The sequence below is a fragment of the Citrobacter sp. MGH103 genome (assembly GCF_001034475.2).
GTDB classification, from domain to species: domain Bacteria; phylum Pseudomonadota; class Gammaproteobacteria; order Enterobacterales; family Enterobacteriaceae; genus Citrobacter; species Citrobacter freundii.
Genome location: NZ_CP073043.1, coordinates 3975651 through 4000840, shown reverse-complemented (window position 1 = coordinate 4000840; position 25190 = coordinate 3975651). Strand labels below are relative to the sequence as shown.

Below are 25190 nucleotides of genomic sequence, written 5' to 3'. Positions count from 1 at the left end.
GTGTCAACTGATAAAAATCAGTGAGTTATAAGGTTTATGAAACATACTGTTGAAGTGATGATCCCGGAAGCGGAGATCAAAGCGCGTATTGCTGAACTGGGGCGCCAGATTAACGAACGTTACAAAGACAGCGGCAGCGATATGGTGCTGGTTGGTCTGTTACGTGGCTCATTTATGTTTATGGCGGATTTGTGCCGTGAAGTGCATGTCTCCCACGAAGTCGATTTCATGACGGCATCCAGCTATGGCAGCGGAATGTCTACTACGCGTGATGTTAAAATCCTGAAAGACCTGGATGAAGACATTCGTGGCAAAGACGTGCTGATTGTCGAAGACATCATCGACTCCGGCAATACGCTGTCCAAAGTGCGTGAAATTCTGAGCCTGCGCGAGCCGAAATCCCTGGCTATCTGCACGCTGCTGGACAAACCTTCTCGTCGTGAAGTGAATGTTCCAGTCGAGTTTATCGGATTCTCTATTCCAGATGAGTTTGTGGTCGGTTACGGCATTGACTATGCCCAGCGTTATCGCCATCTGCCGTATGTTGGCAAAGTGGTGCTGCTGGACGAGTAATTGGCGGGAGCGCCTGATGGCGCTTCGCTTATTCGGCCTGCGCGTTACTTCCGCAGGCCGAAAAGTCGTTTACGCGTCGCTGCCGCTTGTTGGTATCTGCTTGTGATTGGTATGTTTCTGGCTGAGGTTGGACAACCCCTGGCGATAGCGCTGCTCCAGCGTTTCGCGGCTGGTGGCGGTAACGTCGAGATCGCGCAACAGGCCATCATGAATACCGTAAGCCCAGCCGTGAATGGTAACTTTCTGACCGCGCTTCCAGGCTGAACGCATAATGGTTGAGTGGCCGAGGTTGTAGACCTGCTCCATGACATTCAGTTCGCACAGGGTGTCCATGCGACGTTCCTGCGGCATTTCGCCCAGCAGTGAGCTGTGTTTAAACCAGATATCGCGAATATGCAGTAACCAGTTATCAATCAGCCCCTGTTCTTTATTTTCAATCGCCGCCTGGACGCCGCCGCAACCATAGTGACCACAAATAATAATATGTTCCACTTCCAGCACATCCACCGCATACTGCACCACTGAGAGACAGTTCAGGTCGGTGTGAATAACCAGGTTGGCAACATTACGGTGGACAAATAATTCGCCCGGCTCAAGACCGGTTAATCGTTCGGCGGGAACGCGGCTATCGGAACATCCAATCCATAGAAAACGCGGATTCTGCGCATGTGTCAGCGTTTCAAAAAATCCGGGATCCTCTTCGACCAGCATCTTTGACCATAGTGCATTGTTGCTGATGAGTGTATCTATGTCTTTCATGGAGTTGTACGACCCGAAGCCAGATAAATTCGATGGGCTAATATAGGGTAACTCCAGCATTAATTAAACTATATATAAAATGTCAGAACGTAAGGTAAGTAAAAAACATGACCATTGCTCTGGAACTTCAACAACTTAAGAAAACCTATCCCGGTGGTGTTCAGGCGCTACGCGGTATAGATTTGCAAGTCGAAGCGGGCGATTTCTATGCGCTCTTAGGTCCTAACGGCGCAGGGAAGTCCACCACCATCGGGATAATCAGCTCGCTGGTGAATAAAACCTCCGGGCGGGTTAGCGTTTTCGGCTACGATCTCGATAAAGACACAGTTAACGCCAAACGCCAGCTTGGGCTGGTCCCACAGGAGTTTAACTTTAACCCGTTTGAAACCGTGCAGCAGATCGTGGTCAACCAGGCCGGTTACTACGGCGTTGAGCATAAAGAAGCGGTTAAACGCAGCGAAATTTACCTCAAACAGCTCGATCTGTGGGAAAAACGCAACGAACGCGCGCGCATGCTTTCCGGTGGGATGAAACGCCGTCTGATGATTGCCCGTGCGCTGATGCATGAGCCAAAATTACTCATCCTTGATGAACCGACGGCGGGCGTGGATATTGAGCTGCGCCGTTCAATGTGGGGCTTTTTAAAAGATTTAAACGACAAAGGCACCACCATTATTCTGACCACTCACTATCTTGAAGAAGCGGAAATGCTGTGTCGCAATATCGGCATTATCCAGCACGGTGAGCTGGTGGAAAACACCTCAATGAAGAGCCTGCTCTCTAAGTTGAAATCCGAGACCTTTATTCTCGATCTGGCACCGAAAAGCCCGCTGCCAAAACTGGAAGGCTACCAATACCGGCTGGTGGATACCTCCACGCTGGAAGTGGAAGTTCTGCGTGAACAAGGGGTCAACAGCGTGTTCTCACAGCTGAGCGCCCAGGGCATTCAGGTATTGAGTATGCGAAACAAAGCGAACCGACTGGAAGAACTGTTTGTTTCTCTGGTGCATGAAAAACAAGGAGATCGCGCATGATGCAGCTTTATTGGGTGGCGCTGAAAAGCATCTGGGCGAAAGAGATCCACCGCTTTATGCGCATCTGGGTCCAGACACTGGTTCCCCCCGTCATCACCATGACGCTCTATTTTATTATCTTTGGTAACCTGATCGGCTCGCGTATCGGCGAAATGCATGGTTTTAGCTACATGCAGTTTATCGTGCCGGGGCTGATTATGATGGCGGTGATCACCAACTCGTACGCGAACGTGGCATCGTCATTCTTCAGCGCTAAGTTTCAACGCAATATTGAAGAGCTGCTGGTCGCCCCGGTACCAACGCACGTGATCATTGCCGGTTTCGTCGGCGGCGGCGTGGCACGTGGCTTGTGCGTAGGCATTCTGGTAACGGCTATTTCACTGTTCTTCGTGCCTTTCCAGGTGCATTCCTGGGTCTTTGTGGCGCTAACGCTGATGTTAACGGCGGTACTGTTCTCGCTGGCCGGTTTGCTGAACGCAGTCTTTGCTAAAACTTTTGACGATATCAGCCTGATCCCAACCTTCGTACTGACACCACTGACCTATCTGGGTGGCGTGTTCTATTCGCTAACGCTGCTGCCACCGTTCTGGCAGGGGCTGTCGCATCTGAACCCGATTGTCTACATGATTAGCGGTTTCCGCTACGGCTTCCTGGGGATTCATGATGTTCCGCTAGTCACCACGTTTGGTGTGCTGGTGGTGTTTATCGCTGCGTTTTATTTGCTGTGCTGGTACCTGATTCAGCGCGGACGCGGCCTGCGCAGCTAATTCTTTCTTCCTCTCCTTGCCTGGGAGAGGAAGACTTTTGATGCTTGTCACCATTACGGATTTATCACACTGATAAACTACTTGCCTGCTAAGGAGGTAGGCAATGTTAGGTTGGGTAATTACCTGTCATGACGATAAGGCACAGGATATGCTGCATCGTCTGGAGAAAAAGTACGGCCCGTTGGCCCAATGTCAGGCGGTAAGTTTCTGGCGTGGACTCAGCTCGAATATGCTAAGCCGCATGATGTGCCACGCCCTGCATGCCACAGACTCAGGCGAGGGCGTGATATTCCTGACGGATATGGCCGGGGCCGCGCCTTACCGCGTGGCTTCGTTAATGAGCCATAAACATCCCCAGTGTGAAGTGATTTCTGGCATCAGCTATCCATTACTTGAGCGAATGATTTCGTCTCGGGAATCTATGAGCAGTTCAGCGTTTCGCGATTGCATCGTCGCACTTGGCGGCCCCGAAGTCTCCAGTCTCTGGCATCAGCAACAAAAAAATCCCCCCTTCGTGTTGAAGCATGATTTGTATGAGTATTAATCATTGGTATTGATGGCGCTTTTGCTACAATAGCCGAGGTTTCTCGCCTCGGTTATCTCATATGGTTATGCGCGTTCTGCTTGTTTTATTGCTCCTGTTTTCTGGCAGCGTCGCTGCGGCTTTGCCTGCTCGTTATATGCAAACCACCGAAGCCGCCGCCGTATGGGCGCAGATTGGCAATAAAATGGTGACGGTTGGGAATATTCGCGCCGGGCAGATCCTCGCCGTTGAGCCAATTGCCGCAGACTATTACGAATTTACCTTCGGCTTTGGCACCGGGTTTATTGATAAGGGGCATCTGGAGCCCGTTCAGGGGCGGCAGAAAGTCGATGATGGTCTGGGCGATCTCAATAAACCGCTCAGCAACCAAAGCCTGGTAACCTGGAAAGATACGCCAGTTTATAACGCTCCGGATGTCGGTAGCGCCCCGTTTGGCGTGCTGGCGGATAATCTGCGTTATCCGGTCATCAGCAAGCTTAAAGACCGACTCAACCAGACCTGGTACCAGATCCGCATTGGTGGCCGACTGGCCTATGTTAGCGCGCTGGATGCGCAGGAAGACAACGGCATCCCGGTGTTAACCTATCATCATATTTTGCGCGATGAAGAGAATACCCGCTTTCGCCATACCTCCACCACAACCTCCGTACGCGCTTTCAGCAACCAGATGGCCTGGCTCCAGGATCGCGGCTACACCACGTTGACGATGTATCAACTGGAAGGCTACGTGCAGAATAAAATGAATCTCCCGGCGCGGGCGGTGGTGCTGACTTTTGATGATGGTCTCAAGTCAGTGAGCCGTTATGCTTACCCCATTTTGAAGCAGCACGGCATGAAGGCCACGGCGTTTATCATCTCCTCACGCATCAAGCGCCACCCGCAGAAGTGGGATCCGAAATCGCTGCAGTTTATGAGTCTCTCTGAACTGAACGAGATCCGGGACGTGTTCGACTTCCAGTCGCATACCCATTTTTTGCATCGGGTTGATGCGAATCGCCGGCCGATCCTACTGAGTCGCAGCTATCATAATATTCTGTTCGATTTCGCCCGTTCGCGCCGGGCATTGTCCCAGTTTAATCCTCACGTTCTGTATCTTTCGTATCCGTTTGGGGGTTATAACGCCACGGCGGTAAAAGCAGCAGGCGACGCGGGATTCCACATGGCGGTCACCACGGTGAGAGGGAAGGTTAAGCCGGGAGATAATCGGTTCTTATTGAAAAGGCTTTATATTTTAAGGACGGATTCGCTGGAGACGATGTCGCGGCTGATAGTCAATCAGCCGCAGGGGTAAGTACTGTCAGGCAACCTGTACCGGAATAGCTTTCGCGGTGCGCTTCATCTCGTTGTCGCCTTCAAAATAGGCCACTTTCGGACGCCAGGTGCGGGCTTCTTCGTCAGACATGGTGACGAAGCTGGCGATAATTACAATATCGCCAACATCAGCGCAATGCGCCGCAGCTCCGTTCACCGAGATGATTCTGGAGCCGCGTTCAGCCGCAATTGCATAGGTTGAGAAACGTTTACCGTTGGTTACGTTCCAGATATCAATAGCTTCGTTTTCCAGAATACCTGAGGCATCGAGAAAATCCTGATCGATGGCGCAGGAGCCTTCGTAATGCAGGTCCGCCTGCGTGACTTTTACGCGGTGGAGCTTGCCTTGTAGCATGGTGCGAATCATAACTTCTATACCCTGTCGTTTACCTTGGCTAAGCAGACGAAATTGGCCTGCTTTGAGAAATTCTCAGGCAGTATTGCCCGATTTTTAACCCCTGTCTACTGGGCTAATGTAACGCTTTGATTATCGATCAGACGCGCCTGATCCAGCCAGGCGGCAGCCAGAATCACCGCGCGTTTGCTGGTTTCCGTCAGCTCCAGCAGCGTGTCGGCATCGCGAATCTGAATATCGTCGGCGCGGAAGCCTTTTTCATTCAGCTCCTGCTCGGCAATAGCAATAATCTCCTGCAACTCACGATTACCCGCAATCAGTTTTTCTGCGATGCTAGTCATCACTTTGTGCAGACCCGGCGCAATTTTACGCTGTTCTGCGGTCAGATAACCGTTACGTGAGCTAAGCGCCAGACCGTCTTTGGCGCGAATAATCGGCACGCCAACGATCTCAATGTCATAACCCATATCCGCCACCATTTTGCGGATCAGCGCCAACTGTTGGAAATCTTTCTCGCCGAAGCAGGCGAGGTCAGGCTGGATAAGGTTGAACAGCTTGCTGACGATAGTGGAAACGCCGCGGAAATGGCCCGGACGGCTTGCGCCTTCCAGCATGGTGGAGAGACCGGGAACCTCAACGAAAGTCTGGCCTTCCAGACCCTGTGGATAGATTTCCTCAACGGCTGGTGCAAAAACATAATCGACTTTGCGCTTGTTCAGCTTTTCACAATCTTCCTGCAGTGTGCGCGGATAACGCACCAGATCGTCCGGTCGGTCAAACTGCATCGGGTTGACGAAAATGCTGGCGATTACCACATCAGCCCGGGCTTTTGCCTCATCGACCAGCTTCATATGGCCGTCGTGCAGATTTCCCATGGTGGGAACCAGTGCGATGCGTTTACCTTCCTGACGCAGACGACGAATATGCTGGCGCAGCAGCGGCAGGGTTTCAATAATTAACACAACAAGACTCCTTAAATACGATGCCTGATGGCGCTTCGCTTATCAGGCCTACGCGTGAAATTGTAGGCCGGATAAGGCGCGTAGCGTCGCCATCCGGCGTAATGGCGTGCTGGCAGATAAATTAATGGAAGCTGTGTTCTTCGCCCGGGTAAACGCCGGACTCCACTTCAGTCATATACTGCCGCACTGCGGCGCGCATGTCGCCTGCTTCATTGAGGAAATTCTTCGCAAATTTCGGGATATGACCACCGGTAATGCCAAACGCATCGTGCATGACGAGAATTTGCCCGTCGGTGACGTTACCTGCGCCAATACCGATAACCGGAATAGAAAGTGCTTCAGTGACGCGCTTAGCCAACTCAACCGGCACGCACTCCAGCACCAACAGCTGAGCGCCAGCGGCTTCTAAGGCCAGCGCGTCATCCAGCAGCACTTGTCCGGCATCGCCGCGGCCCTGAATTTTATAGCCGCCAAACACGTTCACCGACTGCGGGGTTAACCCCAGATGGCCGCAAACCGGTACGGCGCGTTCGGTGAGCATTTTCACCGTATCAACCAGCCACGCGCCGCCTTCAATTTTGACCATGTTGGCGCCCGCACGCATAACCACCGCGGCGTTTTCAAACGCCTGTTCCGGCGTGGCGTACGTCATAAATGGGAGATCGGAAAGCAGTAGACAGTTAGGGGCGCCGCGACGCACAGCGCGAGTGTGGTAGGCGATATCGTCAACGGTGACAGGCAGAGTGGAGTCATGCCCCTGGATCGTCATGCCCAGCGAGTCGCCAACCAGCATCACGTTAATGCCCTCGTCAGCAAATAGTTTGGCAAAGCTGTAGTCGTAGGCGGTAATTGTCGCGAAGCGTTTTTTCTCTTGCTTGCATTTCTGCAGCAGTGAAATGGTAGTGGGTTTCATAACATTTCCTGATGATGAAAGTCATATTTATCGGCATTCTAACAGTCACATTCAGGGGGGCAATTGTTTTAAGCAATCGTTTGGCGCTAAAGCAGTAAACGCTAAAGGGGAGGAGATACTTTACCAGTGTGCAGGTTTTGCAATACCAAGATGGGTGAGGTGCTGATGCAGTCTGATACCATCCGGAAAAATAAGCTCAGGCGCAATTTCGAATAACGGCCACAGCATAAAACCACGGTTTTTCATGTCGTAGTGCGGCACGGTCAGGCGTTCGGTGTTAATCACTTCATCGCCAAACAGCATAATATCGAGGTCCAGCGTTCGCGGTCCCCAACGTTCAGCTTTGCGCACCCGGCCCTGTTGCAGTTCAATTCGCTGGGTATGATCCAGCAACGCTTCGGGGGCGAGAGCGGTATCCAGCGCCACGGCGGCGTTCAGATAGTCGGGCTGATCCTGTGGACCCAACGGGGGGGTGCGATAAAACGAAGAAACCGCAACGATACGGCTGTCAGGGATTTCGCCGATCGCTTGCACGGCAGCATTCACCTGCTCCAGGGGAGAAGCTAAATTACTGCCGATGGCGATATAAACGACGGTCACGCGCTACCTTCGCGACGCGGCGCACGCTTACGCGGGCGGCGATGGCGACGGCGTACGTCAGGCTCTTCATCCAGTTCGTTCAGCATGCCTTTTTGTTCCGGCGGCGCGGAAACCTGGAATTCACCCCACCATTTCGCCAGTCGTTGCAGTTCAGCGTTGTGTTCTACTTCGGCACGCAGTGCTAACAGGTCGTAAGCTGCGCGGAACTTTGGATGTTCCATCAGCTTCCAGGCGCGTTTACCCTGACGACGGGACATACGTAATTGCAACTGCCAGATATCGCGGGTTAGCGAGGTCAGACGTTTCGGGATCGCCAGCGAGCGGCAGGCTTCGTCCAGCACGTCGTTCATTGCCAGCGCGAAAGCGTCGTAGTAAGCCAAACCGCTTTCTTGCGCAATTTTCTGCGCGGCTTCCAGTAACGGATACCAGAACATCGCGGCGAACAAGAACGCCGGGTTAACGCGCATATCATTGTTAATGCGGTTATCGGTATTCTTCAGCACCTGAGCGATAATGCGTTCCATCGGGCTGTCACCGTCTTCGGTGAAGTAGCGTGTAATGGTTGGGAACAGCGGCTGGAACAGGCTGTACTCACGCAGTTTTTTATAGGTTTCATACCCATAGCCCGCCTGTAACAGCTTAAGTGCTTCTTCAAACAGGCGTGCGGGAGGAATGTCGTTCAGCAGCGTTGCCAGACGCGGGATCGGCTCTGCGGTTTCCGGGCTGATACGCATGTCGAGCTTGGCGGCAAAGCGCACGGCGCGCAGCATACGCACGGGATCTTCGCGATAGCGCGTTTCCGGATTACCGATCAGGCGAATGATGCCCTCTTCGAGGTCCTGCATACCGCCGACGTAATCACGTACGGTGAAATCGGCCACGCTGTAATACAGGCTGTTTATCGTGAAATCGCGACGTTGGGCATCTTCTTCAATGGAGCCGAAGATGTTGTCGCGCAGCAACATACCGTTTTGCCCGCGTTGCGACGTGGTGCGATCGGCTTCGCTGCCTTCATGATGGCCGCGGAATGTCGCCACTTCGATAATTTCTGGGCCGAACATGACATGAGCCAGACGGAAACGGCGACCGACCAGGCGACAGTTACGAAACAGTTTGCGCACCTGATCCGGCGTTGCGTTAGTGGTGACATCAAAATCTTTCGGCTTTTTGCCCAGCAAAAGATCGCGTACACCACCGCCAACCAGCCATGCCTCGTATCCGGCCTTATTGAGCCTGTACATTACCTTCAGGGCATTTTCACTGATATCTTTGCGGGAGATAGAGTGCTGCTCACGCGGAATTACCGTCATATGTGGACGGGCGACGGCGAGCTCAGCCTCGCGCTCCTCGCGGCTTAGCACCTTGCGGCAAAAATTAGCGACTCGGGTAAAAATAGTGCACCTCGGTAGTGTCAAACTTCAATCAGAACAAGTGTTGCTGTGTAAAAATAGCGGCTAATCATAGCTCAGCGTGGCGCATTTGAGAATGCCGGATTTAAGATCACTGATTCAGGCACTGTTGTCAGACGCCAGTTCTCAACGGCAAACGCCAGGATCTGGTCCACACGCATCTCCTGCCACGGGATATCGGCACGCTGGCCGAGAAAGCGTAGCGCGGCAATAATCACTGGGCGCGGATCGCCTTGTGGTAGCGCAGGTGCATGATTTTGTTTTGAAAGTTTAGCGCCTTGTTCGTTGAGCGCCAGCGGAAGATGAATATAGTCAGGCGCTTGCCAGCCAAACTGCTGATACAAAGAGATTTGCCGCACCGTGGGTTCGATGAGATCGGCGCCGCGAACAATCTCCGTTACGCCCTGAAAGTGGTCATCAACTACCACGGCGAGGTTATAGGCAAACAGCCCGTCGCGGCGGTGGATGATAAAATCTTCACCAGCAAGTTGCGGGTCAGCCTGAATCACACCGCGTAGCCGGTCAGTAAACTGCATCACGGGATGGCGTTGTTTAATGCGGACGGCCGCCTGTTCTGGCCCGAGGCGTAACTCACGGCAGTGACCGTCGTAAATACCGCCGACGCTTTGAATACGCGCTCGTGTGCAGGTGCAGTAATAGCTCAGATCCTGCTGATGCAGCCAGGTAAGCGCTTCGCGGTAGGCTTCATGGCGTTGGGATTGCCATAAAATATCGCCATCCCAGTGCAGGCCGTAATGTTCCAGCTGACGCAGGATCGTATCTGCAGCACCGGGAACTTCACGAGGGGGATCAATATCTTCAATGCGTACTCGCCAGATTCCGCGCCGGGCACGAGCCTGCAGGTAACTGCCGAGGGCGGCAATCAGTGAACCGAAATGCAGTTCGCCGGAGGGGGAAGGGGCGAAGCGGCCAATATAGTGTGAATCGCTCATTTTGCGGACTGACAAATAATAAGGCGGGAGAAACTCCCGCCTGTAGTAAATGTGGTAAAAATGACCGGAATTAACCTGCCATCTGTTTTTCGCGGATTTCTGCCAGCGTTTTGCAGTCGATACACAGATCGGCTGTCGGACGCGCTTCCAGACGGCGAATACCAATTTCTACGCCGCACGATTCGCAGTAGCCGAAATCTTCGTCTTCTACTTTCTTCAGCGTCTTCTCGATCTTTTTGATCAGTTTGCGCTCACGGTCACGGTTACGCAGCTCAAGGCTGAATTCTTCTTCCTGCGCGGCGCGGTCCACCGGATCAGGGAAGTTAGCCGCTTCGTCTTGCATATGAGATACGGTGCGATCAACTTCATCCCTAAGTTGATTACGCCATGCCTCAAGAATACGCCTGAAGTGCGACAGCTGGGCTTCGTTCATATACTCTTCGCCCGGTTTCTCCTGGTACGGCTCCACCCCAGCGATGGCGAGAATACTCAGGGACGATGTTTTACGGTTTTGCCCTTCTTGCATGTTGCTTCTCCTTAACACGCACTATCGATCCCCATGTTCGGGGGAAAAATCAGGTCGCTATAAATAGCAGATGCTTTTCCGGATAGCAATTATCTAAACGTAACACTTGACAACCCTGTGAGGAAAAGCGTATTTGCCCACGCGCCCAGAATACTAATTAACCAAATGTTTACACCATTACAAGGTAATGGGCAACGGCTCTTTAAGAGTCATGCCATGGGCAGAAAGTTCCGCTTTATAAACCAGAATTTCTACCCCCTTAAGCTGTGCTTCAACTAATAATTGCGCATATTTTGCATCGATATGGTGCGCGGGTGAAAACCGTGTAATGGCTGAATGCAACACGGCGAAAAATATCACCGCCCGCTTGCCTTCTGCCGCTACGCTCATCAATTCCCGAAGATGCTTCTGACCTCGTTCAGTGATGGCATCGGGAAAATAACCCTGATCATTTTCCGCCAACGTGACTGATTTCACTTCAATATAGCAGTCAGGTCGGGAATCCGCCTGCAACAAAAAGTCGATACGGCTCCCTTCTGCGCCGTATTTTACTTCACTTTTCAAAGCACTGTAGCCTGAAACTTCCGAAATAAGCTCATTCTGAATAGCCTCTTTCGTTAATCTATTGGCCCGCAGCGTGTTAACACAAATAAATGCCCCGGATTGGGTTTGCGTTAATTCCCAGGTATGTGGATATTTCCGTTTAGTATTTTCTGATGTCGAATACCAGACGGTATCACCCGGGGTGGCGCATCCGGTCATCGCGCCAGTATTTGGGCAGTGTAACGTTAACGTTGAGCCATCCGGTGTGATCACATCCGCTAAAAAACGCTTGTAGCGCTGGATGAGCGTTGCGGGTTGTAAAGGTGGAGAAAATTGCATAAACAGTCCCTTTAATTATTCAGTCAGCGTCCAGCGTTGCAGCTGCGTATAACGCGTGCGTCCTCGTGCGAATGAAGAGGAGTAAAGTGCGAACTCTGTGACCGGAAATGACCAGCCAAAGCCCGGTGGGGGGATGGGAACCGCGTGTCCGGCATCGCGCAGCAGCGTGATATGTGGGTGAAACGGCTGCGGGCTTTGATAACACCCGCTGCGCGCGGCCTGCGCCCGCAGCATATTCGCCAGTTGTAACAGTCCGCGCGGCGGCTGACGCATCCCCAGCCACACGACCCGCGAGCGCAGCCATTGCCCGGCATCATCCAGTTTGAGCGTAAAACCTGGCTGGCGAATGCGTCCGGCTAGTTGCGACAACGCCTGTTGCTTCTCTGCGCTGACATCACCTAAAAAGGCCAGCGTCAGATGCAGGTTTTCTGCCGCAACGGGACGCCCGGCTTCTGCGGGGAACTGCTCCGCACGCCAGTGAACAATTGGCTCACGGATTGCGCCAGGCAATTCAATCGCAAAGAACAGCCTTTTTGGCTCAGACATGATGGATACTCGGTTATGAATTAACGCGATGCTACAATGCAGCGCGAAGAATGTTAACCCTCTGGAGCTATTTGTGACGTCGTTGCCCGTTGCCGCCGTAGTGCCTGAACTGCTTACTGCCCTTGATGCCTCGCCGCAGGTGCTGCTGACCGCGCCGACCGGTGCCGGGAAATCGACCTGGCTGCCGTTGCGACTGCTTGAACATGGTGGCATCAAGGGGCGGATTATTTTGCTGGAGCCGCGCCGTCTGGCGGCACGCAACGTGGCGCAGCGGTTGGCGGAGTTGCTGAACGAAAAGCCCGGTGAGACCGTGGGTTATCGCATGCGCGCGCAAAGCTGCGTGGGGTCGCAGACCCGGCTGGAAGTGGTGACGGAAGGCGTCCTGACGCGCATGATCCAACGCGATCCCGAACTCACTGGCGTCGGGTTAGTGATCCTCGATGAATTTCACGAACGGAGCTTGCAGGCCGACCTGGCGCTGGCGCTGTTGCTGGATGTACAGCAAGGTCTTCGTGACGATCTGAAACTATTGATCATGTCCGCAACGCTCGATAACGGGCGCTTGCAGCAGTTATTGCCCGATGCGCCCATGATTATCTCTGAAGGCCGCACATTCCCCGTCGAGCGACGGTATCAGCCGCTGGCGGCACATCTGCGTTTTGACGAAGCGGTGGCGATAGCGACGGCGGAGCTACTGCGCCATGAAAGCGGGTCGCTGCTGCTGTTTTTACCGGGCGTTGGGGAAATCCTGCGCGTGCAGGAACAACTGGCAACGCGTGTGGGCGGCGATGTTGTGTTATGTCCATTGTACGGCGCGTTGACGCTGGCTGAGCAGCGTCAGGCGATTTTGCCCGCGCCGCAAGGTAAGCGCAAAGTGGTGCTGGCGACCAATATTGCCGAAACCAGCTTAACGATTGAAGGTATCCGGCTGGTGGTGGACTGCGCCCAGGAACGCGTGGCGCGCTATGACGCGCGTACCGGTTTAACGCGGTTGATTACCCAGCGCATTAGCCAGGCATCGATGACCCAGCGAGCCGGGCGTGCAGGTCGTCTGGAGCCAGGTATCTGCCTACATTTGCTTGCCAAAGAGCAGGCGGAAAGAGCGGCGGCGCAGGGAGAGCCTGAGATATTACAGAGCGATCTGTCCGGACTACTGATGGAGCTGCTGCAATGGGGATGTACCGATCCTGAGCAACTGAACTGGCTGGATACGCCGCCCGCTATTAACCTGCAGGCGGCAAAACGGCTGTTGCAGATGCTGGGCGCGCTTGAGGGCGACAGGCTCAGTGCCCGTGGGCAAAAAATGGCGGCATTGGGTAACGATCCCCGTTTAGCGGCTATGCTGGTTAGCACCAAAAATGACGATGAAGCGGCATCGGCCGCAAAACTGGCCGCAATTCTGGAAGAGCCGCCGCGCGGGGGCAGCACCGATTTGGCTGTGGCGTTTTCACGAAATCAGCCCGCCTGGCAGCAGCGCAGTCAACAATTATTGAAACGGCTTAACGTACGCAGCGGGCAGCCTGACGGCGCGTTGCTCCCTTTGTTGCTGGCGCAAGCGTTTGCCGATCGGATCGCCCGTCGACGTGGACAAGAAGGGCGCTATCAACTGGCCAACGGCATGGGCGCGATGCTGGATGCCGATGACGCCCAGGGGCGCCATGAGTGGCTGATAGCGCCGCTGTTACTGCAGGGTAGCTCATCGCCAGATGCGCGTATTTTGTTAGCGTTGCCGCTGGATATTGAAGCGTTGATGCAGGCATGTCCTGAGCTGCTGCAACAGTCCGATACTATCGAATGGGATGAAACCCAGGGAACATTAAAGGCACTGCGTCGGTCGCGTATCGGCCAGTTGACGGTAAAAGTACAGCCGCTGGCCAAGCCCTCGGAAGAGGAACTACACCAGGCCATGCTGAATGGTATTCGCGATAAAGGGCTAAGTGTGCTCAACTGGACGTCGGAGGCCGAGCAGTTTCGGCTGCGTTTGCAATGTGCGGCAAACTGGTTACCGGAGTACGACTGGCCTGCGGTAGATGAGGATTCTCTGCTGAAGACGCTGGAGCGCTGGCTGTTGCCACACATGAGCGGTGTGCACTCTTTACGCGCGTTAAAAGCACTCAATGTGGGTCAGGCATTGCGCGGTTTGCTGGACTGGTCAATGCTGCAACGTCTGGATAGTGAACTGCCGGCGCATTACACTGTGCCGACGGGAAGCCGGATTGCTATTCGCTATCATGAGGATAATCCTCCGGTATTGGCCGTTCGGATGCAGGAAATGTTTGGTGAAGCAAACACCCCGACTATCGCCCAGGGACGCGTGCCGCTGGTACTTGAGCTGCTGTCTCCGGCCCAAAGACCGCTACAGGTGACGAGTGATTTGAGTGCGTTCTGGCAGGGATCGTACCGCGAGGTGCAAAAAGAGATGAAAGGGCGTTATCCCAAACATGTCTGGCCGGACGATCCGGCGAATACCGCGCCAACGCGGCGCACCAAAAAGTATTCATAGCTGTATGCGTGGTTGCCTGATGGCGCTGCGCTTATCAGGGCTAACGTAGGCCGGATAAGGCGTTTTACGCCGCCATCCGGCATAAATACAGCTGAAAATTGAGAGATTTCTTCTTCTGTCGCAGGACGGAAGAACAGAGAATCGGGCCTTTGCGCCTGAATGTTGCGGAGAAAAAGCATGGCGGGGAATGACCGCGAGCCAATTGGACGTAAAGGGAAACCCTCACGTCCAGTGAAACAAAAGGTGAGCCGTCGTCAACTCAGAGATGAAGAGTATGACGACGATTATGATGATGATGACTATGAGGATGAAGAACCGATGCCGCGTAAGGGTAAAGGCAAAGGGCGTAAGCCTCGTGGTAAACGCGGCTGGTTCTGGCTGCTGGTAAAACTGTCGATTGTTTTTTTGGTGCTGATCGCCATTTACGGCGTCTATCTGGACCAAAAAATCCGTAGCCGTATCGACGGTAAAGTCTGGCAGCTTCCGGCGGCAGTATATGGCCGCATGGTTAACCTTGAGCCAGAAATGCCCATCGGCAAGAACGAGATGGTGAAGCTGCTGGAGGCCACGCAGTATCGTCAGGTCTCGAAGATGACGCGTCCGGGCGAATTCACCGTACAGGCGAAGAGCATTGAGATGATTCGTCGTCCGTTTGACTTCCCGGACAGTAAAGAAGGGCAGGTGCGCGCACGTCTGACCTTTGATGGCGATCATCTGGACACTATCGAGAATATGGATAACAACCGCCAGTTCGGTTTCTTCCGTCTCGATCCACGCCTGATTACCATGCTCTCTTCACCTAACGGCGAGCAGCGCCTGTTTGTCCCGCGCAGTGGATTCCCGGATCTGCTGGTAGATACGCTGCTGGCAACCGAAGACCGTCACTTCTATGAGCATGATGGCGTCAGCCTCTACTCGATTGGTCGTGCGGTGCTGGCCAACCTGACGGCCGGTCGCACGGTGCAGGGGGCGAGTACGCTGACTCAGCAACTGGTGAAGAACCTGTTCCTGTCCAGCGAACGTTCTTACTGGCGTAAGGCCAACGAAGCTTACATGGCGCTGCTGATGGATGCGCGTTACAGCAAAGATCGCATTCTTGAGCTGTACATGAACGAAGTCTATCTCGGTCAAAGCGGCGATAATGAAATTCGCGGCTTCCCGCTGGCGAGCCTCTATTATTTCGGTCGTCCGGTGGAAGAACTGAGTCTCGACCAGCAGGCGTTGCTGGTGGGGATGGTTAAAGGGGCGTCAATCTATAACCCATGGCGTAACCCGAAGCTGGCGCTGGAGCGTCGTAACCTCGTGCTGCGTTTGCTGCAACAGCAGCAGATCATCGATCAGGATCTGTATGACATGCTGAGCGCGCGTCCGTTAGGCGTACAGCCGCGTGGTGGAGTGATCTCGCCACAGCCAGCCTTTATGCAGATGGTGCGTCAGGAGCTTCAGGCGAAGCTGGGCGATAAAGTTAAAGATCTCTCCGGCGTGAAAATTTTCACCACCTTTGATTCCGTGGCGCAGGACGCTGCGGAAAAAGCGGCGGTGGAAGGCATTCCGGTGCTGAAGAAACAGCGTAAGCTGAGCGATCTGGAAACCGCGATTGTGGTGGTTGACCGATTCAGTGGCGAAGTTCGCGCCATGGTTGGCGGGGCAGAGCCGCAGTTCGCGGGCTATAACCGTGCGATGCAGGCGCGTCGTTCGATTGGTTCTCTGGCGAAGCCGGCGACCTATCTGACTGCGCTCAGCCAGCCGAAACTTTACCGCCTGAATACCTGGATTGCTGATGCGCCGATTGCACTACGTCAGCCGAACGGTCAGGTCTGGTCGCCACAGAACGATGATCGTCGCTATAGCGAAAGCGGAAAAGTGATGCTGGTGGATGCGTTAACCCGCTCCATGAACGTACCGACGGTAAATCTGGGGATGGCGCTGGGCTTGCCTGCCGTGACTGATACCTGGTTGAAGCTGGGCGCGCCGAAAGATCAGCTTAACCCGGTTCCGGCCATGCTGCTCGGGGCGTTGAACCTGACGCCGATCGAAGTGGCGCAGGCGTTCCAGACTATCGCCAGCGGCGGGAACCGTGCACCGTTGTCGGCGCTGCGTTCGGTGATTGCCGAAGATGGTACCGTGCTGTACCAGAGCTTCCCGCAGGCTGAGCGTGCCGTTCCGGCGCAGGCGGCGTATATGACGCTGTGGACCATGCAGCAGGTGGTTCAGCGTGGTACGGGTCGTCAGCTTGGCGCGAAATATCCTGGCTTGCATCTGGCAGGGAAAACCGGGACCACCAACAACAACGTGGATACCTGGTTTGCCGGGATCGACGGCAGCCAGGTGACCATCACCTGGGTGGGCCGCGATAACAACCAGCCAACCAAGCTGTACGGTGCCAGCGGCGCGATGTCGATTTACCAGCGCTATCTGGCAAACCAGACGCCAACACCTCTGGTGCTGACGCCACCGGAAGATGTGGTGGATATGGGCGTGGACTACGACGGTAACTTCGTTTGTAGCGGCGGGATGCGCACGCTTCCGGTATGGACCACCGATCCTGATTCGCTGTGTCAGCAGGGTGAAATGCTGCAGCAGTCGGGGAATCCGTTCGATCAATCTTCTCAACAGCCGCAGCAGCAGCCTCAACAGCAGCAACCGCCGCAGCAAGAGAAGAAAGACAGCGATGGCGTGGCTGGTTGGATAAAAGATATGTTTGGCGGTAACTAATTTTTTAGCTGTCCTCCCCCGCATCGGTGCCTGCTGATGTGGGGGAATTCTCCCTCTTGTTGTATTCGCATTTCGGTCTGTATAGCAAGCTCAGGATAGGGTGAACAGTGATGGTGTTTCCTGCCTATATTTTCCGTTTAATCATAAATTCAATATATTATTTTTTTGTATATATCATCGGTTGGTTGATTTTATTCTATTTTTTCTGCGTTTTTTTATTATCTGCCCGTATGCATATGTGGGCAATATTGTTTTTATGAATATATTCATGCTGGCTAAAATCACCATTAAGAAAATATTATTTTCATAAATTGTTCTGCTAAAACAAGATGTTGTGTGTTGTTTCTTTAGTTTTGGTGAATGTGTTGATTAGCTTTTATTCATCATGGTACGTAGAATAGATGACACAAGGGAATGTTTTAAACTGAATGAGTTGATAAAGATATATTATATCTATGATGTTGTTGGATTTATATTCCAGCACTTCTCCAGCCATTGTCTATTTCCCCTCTGTGTTAACTTTTCTCTTCATTGATTTTTGTGAACATATGTAAGGAATACGTTATGTGCAAAAAAATTATCATCTCGTTGCTTGTCAGTAGTGCAATGGCAACTGTAGCAACATCTGCTTTTGCCGTTGATACCGGGACGGTAACGTTTAATGGGAAAATTCTTCCCGATAGTTGCGTGGTTGATGTAAATGGTACAGCGACAAACGGTACTGTGACGTTTAACAACCTTTCTCAAACTGCGTTTGGCGAAGATAAAAAAGTCGGCGACACGCAATCTTTTGCGATTACGCTGACAGAATGTGATGCTGCGGTTGCCAACCTCAATATCAAATTTGATGGGACGCGTATTGCCGGATACGACGATGAAGTCTTGCAGGCGACAGGGACTGCGCAGAACCTCGGGGTACGTATGCTTCCAGAAGGGAGCAGCAACTACGTGAAATTTGATGGCTCAGATCCTGAAGCGGCACTGAATAAGACTAACGGCGAGAGCGTGGTTTTTAATTATAAAGCTGAGGTTATCCAGGTTGGTAGCACTTTACCAACTACCGGTGATTATACCGCACAAGCGACCTATACTCTGCTTTATCGTTAATCATCATAAACCTGGCCCAGGCAGGGCCAGTATTTCAATGGAATGGAAAGATGAAACGACTTATCACAGCATTAATACTTATATTAACCTCGGGATTAAATTCGGTTCAAGCTGGCGTAGTAGTGGGTGGCACACGAATTATATATCCGGCTAACCAATCTGAAGTACAGATTGCTTTAAAAAATAAAGATAATGATAAACGTTATCTGGTGCAGAGCTGGGTCAGTAATATTGATGACAGCAAAGCGCCATTTATTATGACACCGCCAATTTACAAATTGGACGAAAACCGCCAGACGCTGCTACACGTGGTTTATACCGGAAATAAATCGGCGCTACCTCAGGATCGTGAGTCATTATTTATGGCGAACATCAAATCTGTTGCAGCGATCCCAGAAGAATTGCATGACAAGAACACGTTACAATTTGCCATTAAAACTAAATTAAAACTGTTTTATCGACCGGCCTCATTGACAGAAGACGAGGCAAAAATGGCCTGGCAATCGTTGCAATTTAGCCGCCATCAAAATCAACTGGTGGTGAAAAACCCCACACCCTTCTATGTCACCTTCGGACAGATCTCTGTGGCGGGAAAAGCGATTAAACCGGCTACAAACCAGTCCTCTCCGACGGCATTAACGATGATGGTTGCTCCATTTGGTGAGCAGCGTTTTCCGCTGCCATCGGCTGTAAAAGGCAACGTTGTCTGGACCGCAATTAATGATTTTGGCTCAGAAACCGAACAGCGTAAACAGTCGCTGTAAATCAGCTATCGATGAGTTATGGGGTGACATTTATGCCTTCACATCGTACTGCCCGGCTTTTTGCTCTCAATACGCTGACATTCGCTATATTGACTGCGAGTGGTTCCGTTTGTGCTGATGATTATTTCAATCTCAGTGTACTTGAAACGGGAACCCCACTTGAGAATACCGGGGCGCTTGAAGCTTTTTTACAGCATAATGGTTTATCCCCCGGACGTTATTTAACGTCGATTGTTTGGGATCAGGATCGCATTGATAAACGAAATTTAAATTACTTCCTTTCAAAAGATAACAGCAAACTGATTCCGCAATTTACCAAAGCGGAGCTGCGCGAACTGGGCGTTAAAGTTGATACGGTTCCGGCATTAAATAATGTTAACGAAGATACGTTGCTGGGTGATATTAGCAAATATATCGCGGATGGACGCTATGACTTCAATCCGGAAACACAGGTGCTGCAATTACGTATTCCGCAGATCTACCGCGACCGCAAAATTTCGGGCGAAAGCAATCCCACTTTCTGGGATGACGGCATTCCGGCTCTGTGGACCAGTTACTATATTTCGGGATCGCACCAACAATCCGGAGGTCAAAATAATGCTTCGAACTGGGCAAGTTTGAATTCAGGGATGAATATCGGCCCCTGGCGTTTGCGTAACACCAGCAATTGGGGGAATGATAATGGTTGGCAATCTATTAATACGACGCTTGGACGCGATGTCAAAGCATTGCGTAGCCAGCTTCAGATAGGGCAAACCTACACTAACGGCGAACTGTTCGATAGCGTGCAGATGACGGGCGTTAAGCTGGAGACCGATACCAGTATGCAGCCCAGTGGATTACAGGGCTTTGCCCCAGTCGTTCGTGGGATTGCTAATAGCGATGCTAAAGTCACCATTAAGCAAAACGGTTACACCATCTACCAGACCAACGTCTCGCCTGGCCCGTTTGAAATTCGTGATTTAACGCAGGTGACGGCAGGAGCGGATCTGGAAGTCACCGTGACGGAGGCCGACGGTACAGAGCGCAGCTTTATTCAGGCCAGCTCCTCGGTGCCGATTATGCAACGTGAAGGCGCGCTGAAGTACAGCCTGGCGGCTGGGAAATATCGCGATGTTGATAACGGCGAGGAGCCGGAATTCAGCCAGGCTACGGCAATTTATGGCTTACCTTTCGGAATTACCGCTTACGGCGGTCTGCAGGGCGCGTCGATGTATCGTGCCGGACTGGTCGGCATCGGAGCTGATTTACGCGATTTTGGTTCGCTGTCGATGGATCTGACGGCGGCGAGAACCGCGTTTGACGACGAACGCGCGGATGCGAATGGCCAGTCGTGGCGCGCGCAGTACGCAAAAGATTTTCCGTTAACCAATACCACGGTCACGCTGGCCAGCTATCGTTATTCCACCTCCGGGTTTTATACCTTTCAGGAGGCTCTCGATCAGCGTAATAACAGCTACGACGATGACAGCATCTATAGCTATCGCGATAGCTATAACCGTCGCAGCCGCCTGCAACTTAATCTTTCTCAGTCGTTACAGAGCTGGGGATCGATATACGCCAACGCTTATCAGCAAGATTACTGGGGAATGGAAGGCCATGAACGAAGCGTGAGTCTCGGTTACAGCAGCAGTTGGCAGGGCGTTAACTGGTCGCTGAATTACAGCCTGACAAAAACGCCATCAACCACTAACGATCAGCAGTTTTCTATCTCAATGAATGTCCCTCTTTCGCGTTGGCTGGCGAATGCCTGGGGAACATATACTCTGACAAGTTCAAAAAATGGTAATAGTGCACATCAGGTTGGCGTCAGTGGAACGCTACTGGAAGATAACAATTTAAATTATAACCTTCAGCAAACCTACACCGATAACGATGTCGGTTATGGTGCCTATCTCTCTTCCCGGTATCGGACATCGGTTGGCGAGTTCAGCGCCAATTACAGTTATCAAAAAGACAGTAAACAGTGGGGCTATGGCGCTCAGGGTTCCGTTGTTGCGCATTCGCAGGGAATAACGCTTGGACAATCCATTCAGGATGCTTTTGCCATTGTGCACATTACCGATGGCGATAATGTAAAAATACAAAACTCCCGGGGGGTTTACACCGATTATTGGGGCAATGCCATTGTGCCAACTTTAACCAATTATCGCCGTAATACTATTACTGTGAATACTCAGGGACGTGATGATATTGATATTCAGGATGCTTCTCTGGATGTGGTTCCGACAAAAGGGGCCGTCCTGAAGGCTGACTTCACGGCGCGTTCAGGTAAGCGTGCATTACTTACCTTAAAACATGGTCAGAGCGTGGTTCCTTTTGGTGCTCTGTTAAGTATGGACGGTACGACATCGATCGTGGGTGACGACGGTGAAGTGTATGTCACTGGGCTAAAAGGAACACAGCGCATTGAGGTGCAATGGGGAAATACCGCACAGACGAAATGTACGGGCAGCGTAAGCGTGCCTGAGAACATGGGTACGGGAATTCTCTCAGCTACGGTTAATTGCCAATAATGGAAGATGGCTTATGAATACGGAAATTGTCAGATATGAGTAAAAGGAACATAAACATTTTCAGGGCTATGTTGATCATATTGATTTTAGCTGGATCTGCGGCACCTGTTTATGCCGCCACATGTACCGGAAATTACCCGGAAAATGGCGCAATGACCTTTCAGCTACCGGCAAGCATCACTGTGGAGCCTGACGTATCAGTTGGTACGGTTATTTATGAGGGAAGCATTGAGAGCGGCCAAATCGATATGGATTGCCAGGATACTGGCAACAAATACAAAGGTTACGCAGTGTTAACGGATGCCGATGCCCGCAATGGAGTGCTGGAAGGCGTTTATCAGACTAGCGTTCCAGGTATAGGTATCCGCATGGCTGAAGCGGAAGAACGAACACCTACCTTTACCTCTGAGGATATCGTCACACCCATGCATTTTTATAGCTATGGAGCAAGCGGATGGAACAGTATTCATACAAAGTACCATGCGTCAATGCAGTTGGTTGTGACGGGCGACGTCGAGGATGGTTATCTTGATACCTCCCAGCTGACAGCGCAAGAGAAGTGGGGTAATGATGTGATAGCTCAGATATTGGTATCTCCCACCAGCATTCATATCCAGACTAATACCTGTAACCTGGAGGATAAAAATATCTACGTGCCGCTGAAGACGATTAATGTCGATAACTTTGACAGTCAATTTTCAGAAGCACTCACCGATAACAGTTTCAAAATCGAGATTTCTGATTGTCGGGCAGGTACCCAAATCGATTATAAGTTCAACAGTGCTGGTTCGACAGGCGTTACGGATGGCAATATTTTGGCTATCGCCAGTGGAGACAGCTCTGCCAGCGGTGTCGGTATCCAGATTCTGGACACGAACAATAATGTGCTGAGTTTTGATCAAACCTATACAGCTGTGAGCAGCACCAGCGCTAACGAAGTGGCAGAAATTCCGCTGAAGGCACGCTATGCCAAAACCGGCAATGTCAAAGCCGGGAAAGTGGACGCCGTCGCGACTTTTGAGGTCTTTTACCGCTAACGCCTTGCGACCCGCTGCGGCGGGTTGTCAGCGCTCTAACATTCCAGCCTAATTTATTAACCCTTTCTTTTCATCTGGTTATTTCTTAACCCCTCAGTTTTAGTAGGGGCGCGTATTGCTTGCTATCTCGCCAGAGTTTCGAATATTATGCTGCCGTTATAATAATAATTCTCGTTTACGTTATCATTCACTTTCATCAGAGAAATACCAATGGCGCGTCTTAAAACTGCTCAGCCAAGTTCATCACTGCGTAAAATCGCAGTAGTGGTAGCCACAGCGGTTAGCGGCATGTCTGTCTATGCACAGGCGGCGGTTGACCCGAAAGAAGAAACCATCACCGTAACTGCAGCTCCTGCTCCGCAGGAAAGCGCATGGGGGCCAGCTCCGACCATTGCTGCTAAGCGTTCCGCTACTGCGACCAAGACTGATACGCCTATAGAAAAGACACCACAGTCTGTTTCGGTAGTGACCAACGAAGAGATGCAAATGCATCAATTCCAGTCGGTGAAAGAGGCTCTGGGATATACGCCTGGTGTGACTGTTAACAGTCGTGGCGCATCTAACACCTATGATTTTGTGATTATCCGTGGTTTCTCTTCCGTCGGCCTGAGCCAGAATAACTATCTGGATGGACTGAAATTGCAGGGTAACTTCTATAACGATGCGGTTATTGATCCCTACATGCTTGAACGTGTTGAGTTGATGCGTGGCCCAACGTCTGTACTCTATGGTAAGAGCAATCCTGGCGGCATCATCTCTATGGTCAGCAAGCGCCCGACCACAGAGCCGTTAAAAGAAATTCAGTTCAAAATGGGGTCGGACAATTTGTTCCAGACCGGTTTTGATTTTAGTGATGCGCTGGATGACAACGGGGAATTTTCCTACCGTTTAACCGGGCTGGCGCGCTCAACAAATGAGCAGCAGCAGGGTTCTGAATCACAGCGTTATACGATCGCGCCTTCCTTCTCATGGCGTCCTGATGACAAAACCAACTTTACGTTCCTGTCCTATTTCCAGAACGAACCGGAAACAGGTTACTACGGTTGGTTACCAAAAGAAGGCACCGTTGAACCGCTGCCAAACGGCAAGCGTTTGCCGACTGATTTCAATGAAGGTGCCTCAAACAATACTTATTCCCGCAATCAGAAAATGGTGGGATACAGCTTTGAGCATGGCTTTAACGATACATTTACCGTTCGCCAGAACCTGCGCTTTACTGAAATGAAGACGTCGCAGCAGAGTGTATACGGCACCGGGATCGCTTCCGATGGCCATACATTGAACCGTGGAACGGTCGTGGATGATGAGCGCCTGCAAAACTTTAGCGTCGATACGCAACTGGAAAGCAAATTTGCTACCGGTGCTGTGGAACATACTTTGTTAACTGGTGTTGATTTCATGCGCATGCGTAATGATATCAATGCTGCGTTTGGTAGTGCGCCACCCATTGATCTTAACGGCAACTATGACCCTGAGTATTTTGCATTTGGTGATACCGAACCGTATCAGATGAATGAAACCAAACAGACTGGTATCTACGTTCAGGATCAGGCTGAGTGGAATAAGTGGGTGTTTACCGTCGGCGGTCGCTACGACTGGTCTCAGCAAGCTACAACAATACGCCAGAACTCTTATACGCCAACGGAAGGATATATTGAGCGTAATGATCACCAGTTCACCTGGCGTGGTGGTGTAAACTACCTGTTTGATAATGGGATTACGCCGTATATCAGCTACAGTCAGTCGTTTGAACCGAGTTCATTTGACTTGTGGAGCGTGCCACGCGTTTCCTATGAGCCGTCCAAAGGCGAGCAGTATGAAGCCGGGATTAAGTATGTACCGAAAGATCTGCCGATTGTCGTCACCGGTGCGGTTTATCAGTTGACGAAAACCAATAATCTGACTGCTGATCCAACGAATCCACTGGCTCAGGTTCCTGCCGGTGAAATCCGTGCTCGTGGTGTTGAACTGGAAGCTAAAGCGGCGCTTACCGCGAATATCAACATGACTGCGTCTTATACCTATACCGATGCGGAATACACGAAAGACACCAATCTTAAGGGAAATACACCTGAGCAGGTGCCAGAACAAATGGCTTCTCTGTGGGGTGATTACACCTTCTATGAAGGTCCGTTATCTGGCCTGACGCTGGGTACCGGTGGGCGCTTTATTGGTTCAAGCTATGGCGATCCAGCAAATACCTTTAAGGTGGGTAGCGCAGCAGTCATGGATGCTGTTGTAAAATACGATTTAGCGCGTTTCGGTATGGCTGGCTCCAGTATTGCGGTTAACGTTAATAACTTGCTTGATCGTGAATACGTCGCCAGCTGCTTCCAGACCTATGGCTGCTTCTGGGGCGCAGAACGTCAGGTCGTTGCAACCGCAACCTTCCGTTTCTAATTTCTATTGGGCAC

22 protein-coding genes are annotated in these 25190 nt (G+C 51.8%); 12 read left to right on the top strand and 10 right to left on the bottom strand.

The window, feature by feature from the left end; all coding sequences use genetic code 11:
• Positions 1-36 precede the first annotated feature (36 nt).
• A complete protein-coding gene (gene hpt / locus SK33_RS19415; RefSeq protein WP_003018658.1) occupies positions 37-573 on the top strand; it encodes a hypoxanthine phosphoribosyltransferase in 537 nt (178 codons plus the stop codon).
• Between the two features lie 69 nt (positions 574-642).
• Here hpt and can read toward each other — a convergent pair whose 3' ends face one another.
• Positions 643-1332, bottom strand: coding sequence for a carbonate dehydratase (gene can, locus SK33_RS19410; protein WP_032948539.1), 690 nt, complete (start codon positions 1330-1332; stop codon positions 643-645).
• A 107-nt stretch (positions 1333-1439) separates the two neighbouring features.
• Between can and SK33_RS19405 the strand changes: the two genes are divergently transcribed.
• The 4 genes from SK33_RS19405 (at position 1440) to SK33_RS19390 (ending at position 4968) form a co-directional block, all read left to right on the top strand.
• Complete coding sequence (locus SK33_RS19405) at positions 1440-2366, top strand: ABC transporter ATP-binding protein (protein WP_016149566.1); 927 nt, start codon at positions 1440-1442, stop codon at positions 2364-2366.
• On the top strand, positions 2363-3133 hold the full coding sequence (locus SK33_RS19400; RefSeq protein WP_003018647.1) for an ABC transporter permease: 771 nt from the start codon (positions 2363-2365) through the stop codon (positions 3131-3133). Before SK33_RS19405 ends, SK33_RS19400 begins: the two co-directional genes overlap by 4 nt.
• 103 nt (positions 3134-3236) lie before the next feature.
• Complete coding sequence (locus SK33_RS19395; RefSeq protein WP_003018644.1) at positions 3237-3677, top strand: PTS sugar transporter subunit IIA; 441 nt, start codon at positions 3237-3239, stop codon at positions 3675-3677.
• 61 nt (positions 3678-3738) lie between these two features.
• Positions 3739-4968, top strand: a complete 1230-nt coding sequence (locus SK33_RS19390) for a polysaccharide deacetylase family protein (protein WP_032937603.1) — start codon at positions 3739-3741, stop codon at positions 4966-4968.
• A gap of 6 nt (positions 4969-4974) precedes the next feature.
• On the opposite strand, the gene panD is transcribed toward SK33_RS19390, so the two are convergent.
• From panD to thpR, 9 genes are all read right to left on the bottom strand, one after another.
• A complete protein-coding gene (gene panD, locus SK33_RS19385) occupies positions 4975-5355 on the bottom strand; it encodes an aspartate 1-decarboxylase (protein ID WP_003018640.1) in 381 nt (126 codons plus the stop codon).
• A gap of 95 nt (positions 5356-5450) precedes the next feature.
• Positions 5451-6305: a pantoate--beta-alanine ligase gene (gene panC, locus SK33_RS19380; protein WP_048219695.1), complete on the bottom strand. Its 855-nt coding sequence runs from the start codon at positions 6303-6305 to the stop codon at positions 5451-5453.
• A gap of 121 nt (positions 6306-6426) precedes the next feature.
• Positions 6427-7218, bottom strand: coding sequence for a 3-methyl-2-oxobutanoate hydroxymethyltransferase (panB, locus tag SK33_RS19375; protein WP_003018636.1), 792 nt, complete (start codon positions 7216-7218; stop codon positions 6427-6429).
• A 120-nt stretch (positions 7219-7338) separates the two neighbouring features.
• A complete protein-coding gene (folK, locus tag SK33_RS19370; RefSeq protein ID WP_003018634.1) occupies positions 7339-7818 on the bottom strand; it encodes a 2-amino-4-hydroxy-6-hydroxymethyldihydropteridine diphosphokinase in 480 nt (159 codons plus the stop codon).
• On the bottom strand, positions 7815-9212 hold the full coding sequence (gene pcnB, locus SK33_RS19365) for a polynucleotide adenylyltransferase PcnB (protein WP_203237415.1): 1398 nt from the start codon (positions 9210-9212) through the stop codon (positions 7815-7817). The genes folK and pcnB overlap by 4 nt, the downstream gene beginning before the upstream one ends.
• 71 nt (positions 9213-9283) lie before the next feature.
• Positions 9284-10180 carry a tRNA glutamyl-Q(34) synthetase GluQRS gene (gluQRS, locus tag SK33_RS19360; protein ID WP_016149569.1) on the bottom strand — a complete coding sequence of 299 codons (897 nt, stop codon included), beginning with the start codon at positions 10178-10180 and terminating at the stop codon, positions 9284-9286.
• 70 nt (positions 10181-10250) lie between these two features.
• Positions 10251-10706: an RNA polymerase-binding protein DksA gene (gene dksA / locus SK33_RS19355; RefSeq protein ID WP_003018625.1), complete on the bottom strand. Its 456-nt coding sequence runs from the start codon at positions 10704-10706 to the stop codon at positions 10251-10253.
• A gap of 177 nt (positions 10707-10883) precedes the next feature.
• Positions 10884-11588, bottom strand: coding sequence for a DNA/RNA nuclease SfsA (gene sfsA / locus SK33_RS19350; protein ID WP_048219694.1), 705 nt, complete (start codon positions 11586-11588; stop codon positions 10884-10886).
• A gap of 15 nt (positions 11589-11603) precedes the next feature.
• Positions 11604-12134, bottom strand: a complete 531-nt coding sequence (gene thpR, locus SK33_RS19345) for an RNA 2',3'-cyclic phosphodiesterase (RefSeq protein ID WP_003018620.1) — start codon at positions 12132-12134, stop codon at positions 11604-11606.
• Between the two features lie 73 nt (positions 12135-12207).
• On the opposite strand from thpR, the gene hrpB reads away from it, so the two are divergent.
• From hrpB to fhuA, 7 genes are all read left to right on the top strand, one after another.
• The gene (gene hrpB, locus SK33_RS19340) at positions 12208-14637 is read left to right on the top strand and encodes an ATP-dependent helicase HrpB (RefSeq protein WP_048219692.1); all 2430 of its coding nucleotides are present in this window, start codon (positions 12208-12210) and stop codon (positions 14635-14637) included.
• Positions 14638-14814: 177 nt separating this feature from the next.
• Positions 14815-17352, top strand: a complete 2538-nt coding sequence (mrcB, locus tag SK33_RS19335; RefSeq protein WP_003837501.1) for a bifunctional glycosyl transferase/transpeptidase — start codon at positions 14815-14817, stop codon at positions 17350-17352.
• A gap of 564 nt (positions 17353-17916) precedes the next feature.
• Positions 17917-18459, top strand: coding sequence for a fimbrial protein (locus tag SK33_RS19330; protein WP_003837506.1), 543 nt, complete (start codon positions 17917-17919; stop codon positions 18457-18459).
• 50 nt (positions 18460-18509) lie between these two features.
• Positions 18510-19223 (top strand): fimbrial biogenesis chaperone, encoded by a 714-nt coding sequence (locus tag SK33_RS19325; RefSeq protein ID WP_165488874.1) that lies wholly within the window; start codon positions 18510-18512, stop codon positions 19221-19223.
• A gap of 32 nt (positions 19224-19255) precedes the next feature.
• On the top strand, positions 19256-21739 hold the full coding sequence (locus SK33_RS19320; protein ID WP_048219689.1) for a fimbria/pilus outer membrane usher protein: 2484 nt from the start codon (positions 19256-19258) through the stop codon (positions 21737-21739).
• Positions 21740-21774: 35 nt separating this feature from the next.
• Entirely contained in the window at positions 21775-22776 is a 1002-nt protein-coding gene (locus SK33_RS19315; protein ID WP_247751716.1) for a fimbrial protein, read from the top strand.
• 210 nt (positions 22777-22986) lie between these two features.
• On the top strand, positions 22987-25176 hold the full coding sequence (gene fhuA, locus SK33_RS19310) for a ferrichrome porin FhuA (protein ID WP_003018594.1): 2190 nt from the start codon (positions 22987-22989) through the stop codon (positions 25174-25176).
• Positions 25177-25190 lie beyond the last annotated feature (14 nt).